The organism is Micromonospora sp. NPDC048843 (genome assembly GCF_040649965.1).
In the GTDB taxonomy this organism is placed as follows: Bacteria; Actinomycetota; Actinomycetes; order Mycobacteriales; family Micromonosporaceae; genus Micromonospora; species Micromonospora hortensis.
This window is the reverse complement of the sequence record NZ_JBEZGJ010000344.1, coordinates 1-2996: the sequence shown is the minus strand read 5'-3', so window position 1 is coordinate 2996 and position 2996 is coordinate 1. Positions and strand designations below refer to the sequence as shown.

At 72.5% G+C, this 2996-nt stretch carries 3 protein-coding genes; all 3 read left to right on the top strand.

Annotated features, from left to right (window positions below; all coding sequences use genetic code 11):
• The first annotated feature begins 108 nt into the window (after positions 1–108).
• The 3 genes from AB0C20_RS35895 (at position 109) to AB0C20_RS35885 (ending at position 2902) form a co-directional block, all read left to right on the top strand.
• Positions 109–840, top strand: coding sequence for a hypothetical protein (locus AB0C20_RS35895; RefSeq protein ID WP_357569687.1), 732 nt, complete (start codon positions 109–111; stop codon positions 838–840).
• Between the two features lie 11 nt (positions 841–851).
• A complete protein-coding gene (locus tag AB0C20_RS35890; RefSeq protein ID WP_357569686.1) occupies positions 852–1436 on the top strand; it encodes a hypothetical protein in 585 nt (194 codons plus the stop codon).
• Positions 1437–1615: 179 nt separating this feature from the next.
• Positions 1616–2902 (top strand): MarR family winged helix-turn-helix transcriptional regulator, encoded by a 1287-nt coding sequence (locus AB0C20_RS35885; protein WP_357569685.1) that lies wholly within the window; start codon positions 1616–1618, stop codon positions 2900–2902.
• The last annotated feature ends 94 nt before the right edge of the window (positions 2903–2996 follow it).

The following is a 2996-nucleotide window of genomic DNA, read 5'->3' as shown; positions in this document are numbered from 1 at the left end:
GGCGCGACCTGCTCCAGCAGCTTGGTGACCTGCGGCAGGAAGCCCATGTCGGCCATCTGGTCGGCCTCGTCGTGCCCACAGCACCACCGCCGGCAGAGGAGAACCCTCGTGTTCCTAATCGATCCCGCGCTGCGGCGCATCGCCGCCGACACCAACGACGTCCTACCCGAGCACCTGTGGCGCCACGACACCGCCACCCCCGAACCGATCGGCGACCTCGCCCGCATCCTCCACAAGACCGCCTGTGACTTCACCGACAGCACCACCAACGTCGACCAGGTCCTCACCCGGGTCGGTGTGCTCGCCGAGACGGCCCGGCAAGGGCTGGCCGCCCGTGCCGACCTGCACATCGCCAGCTACCACCAGACCCTCACCGACGCGCTCGTCGCCCGCGAACGGCACACCGTCCTCGGCACCGCGCTCGTCACCTGCTACCACGCCTGGCGCAACCACCGGCCGATCGGCGACGGCGACGAGCGGTACCTGCTCCTGCGGCGCTGCGACCCGTCGCGCGGCGTGGCGACGCTGAAGCGCAACGACCCGCATACCTGGCTGGTGGTGCCCGACGCCGAGGCCGCCGGCGTGTTCGACATCCCCTACCCGGATCGCGTCGTCGGCGAGGTCACCGAGACCGAGCACGAATGGACGCCCACCGCCTACATCGCCCGGCCGCATCACCAGGCCCCGCCCGCCACGGTGTATCCGCTACCCGCGTGCGGTGACCTCGCCTCAGCCTGCCGGTCCCTGCTGCGCTGGTGGCACCTGCGCCACTCCGACACCTGGCGCAACCGTACCCCGAACCAACTCGACCCCGCCGAACTCGCCCACCTCAGCACCTGAAGCGGGGCCTCATGCCGAACCTGGACACGATCAGCCGCTGGATCACCGCGACGACCGAGCGCACCCTCGACCAACACGCCGCCGACCCCGTCCCCGCCGCCGCGCACCTGCCCGAAGCCGCCGCGAACCTGCGGCACCTGCGCACCGAGCTGCTGCTCGCGGTGGACCGGCTGCGCACCCTCCTGATCAACGAAGACGACCTGAACGGTTCCACCAGCACGGTCGCCGGCCCGGTGGAGACCATCAGGGACCTGGCCCGGGAGTACCGGTACGCCCGCAACTGGATCGACACCCTCATCGGCGACGAGGCGCGGGCCGCCTACGCCGAGGCGAACCCGGGTCGGTCGGTGCGGCGGCGCTACGTCAACCCCGGTGACACGGTCCTGGTCGTCCTGCCGCACACCAATTCCTGCCGCCGACAGAATCTCGCCGGACACGCCACTCACATCAAGGTCGACAGGTCCGACGCCAGGCTCCGCCCGCCCGGCAGCGTCAACCCGCTGCGGCTGTCCCACGCCGACGCCGGGATCTACCGCGACCCGACCGAGGACCGCCTCTACATCCTGCAGGCCGACGAGGCCGTCCCCGGCCGCTGACCGGCCGACGCGGCACCACCCACCGCCACGACCACCGGGCCGCACCTGGGCGGCACCCCTCGGCAGCGCACGACGTCACGTGCCTGCCGCACTGACCGCTGCCCGCGACCCGGCGCACCACCGCCCGGCACACCACCGTGCCATGCGTCCCCACCAGTTCCCACGGAAGGAAACCCCTGATGGAACAGCTGTCGCTGACGCCTGCCACGCAGGCCGTCCTCGACGCCCTGACCGACCTCGGTCAGGGCGACGTCCACGAGTTGGCCGACAAGTCCGGCAAGGCCCGCTCGACCACCGACAAGGCGATCAAGACCCTTGCTGACGCCGGTGTCATCGTCGCGGTGGACCCCGACGCCGACCCGGCCGAGGGCACCCCCGCGAGGTGGACTCTCGCCACGCCGAGCGACGCCGATGCCCCCTTGCCCACCGACGCGGCCGGCGGGACCGACATCGGCGACCCGGACCCCGGCGACGCGGCCGACCAGCCGCACATGGAGATGGGCCACCAGCCCACCGACGCGGTCCACGGCGCCGAGAACGACCGACCGAAGGACGGCGGCGATGACGCCGCCGACACGCCGGACACCGAGGCGGCCGACCAATCGGGCAGCCAACTCGACAGCGACGACGCGACCGAGCCCGACGGCACCACCGTGGACGACGCCGACAGTGGCGAGGACGAGCAGGTACCGACGGTCTCGGCCGTGCAGCCCGCTCGCCCTGGTGACCGCAAGGTCATGGCCATCAAGGGTGTCCTGGCCGACTACGGCGACGGCGGCGCGACTCTCGACGTGATCGTGGGCGAGAGCGGTATCAGTCACCCGACCGCCTCGCGGCTGCTGACCGCGATGGAGCAGGCCGACGCTGCCCGCCGGCTGCCCGGCCTGCCGCAGCGGTGGATCGTCGGCCCGACCAAGGCCAGCGAGGTCGACCCGAACCCGGAGCCGCCCCGCTGCCCGCTGTGCTACCAGGTCATCCGCGGCCTGGCGACCGCGCCGAGCGCCACGGCGGCGGTGCTGCCCCTGATCCGGCCGGACGGCACGCTGCACGTCGTCGCATCCGACGGCGAGACCCACATCATCGCCCTGCCCCGTCGCACGCCGCCGCGCGCGACAGGCATCACCGCGAGTGTGGGCCGCAGCGACGCGACCGCCAACGCCGACGGCAGCCAGCCGTTTGGCCGGGGCGAGTTGGAGAAGCTGACCCTCGACGTCCTGGCCGCGAACCCGGGCCGGGCGATGAGTCCGCAGGACATCGCCACCGCCATCAGCGGGCAGCTCGGCCGTGCGGTCAGCTCCGGGGCGGTGCGCAACAACTGCACCAAGGCCGCCGCCGCCGGTCGGATCCTCCTGGTCTCCGATGCGCCGCTGACCTTCATCTACCCGGCCCAGGCCGACCCGAGCCCCACCGCGAGCACCAGCGTGGAGCAACCCCGGCAGGACGACAACGACGCCGAGCAGTCCTGACCCGCACCATCCCCAACTCATCGCGGGGGCCGAGCGTATCCGACGTCAAGCTCGACGTCGGTCGGGAGCTGACCCGTGGCCTGGGTGCCGGGGC

What these genes read in the sequence shown, in the direction of transcription:
- AB0C20_RS35890 (WP_357569686.1), top strand. Translation starts at nt 852, where the DNA reads ATGCCGAACCTGGACACGATCAGCCGCTGGATCACCGCGACGACCGAG.
- AB0C20_RS35885 (WP_357569685.1), top strand. Translation starts at nt 1,616, where the DNA reads ATGGAACAGCTGTCGCTGACGCCTGCCACGCAGGCCGTCCTCGACGCC.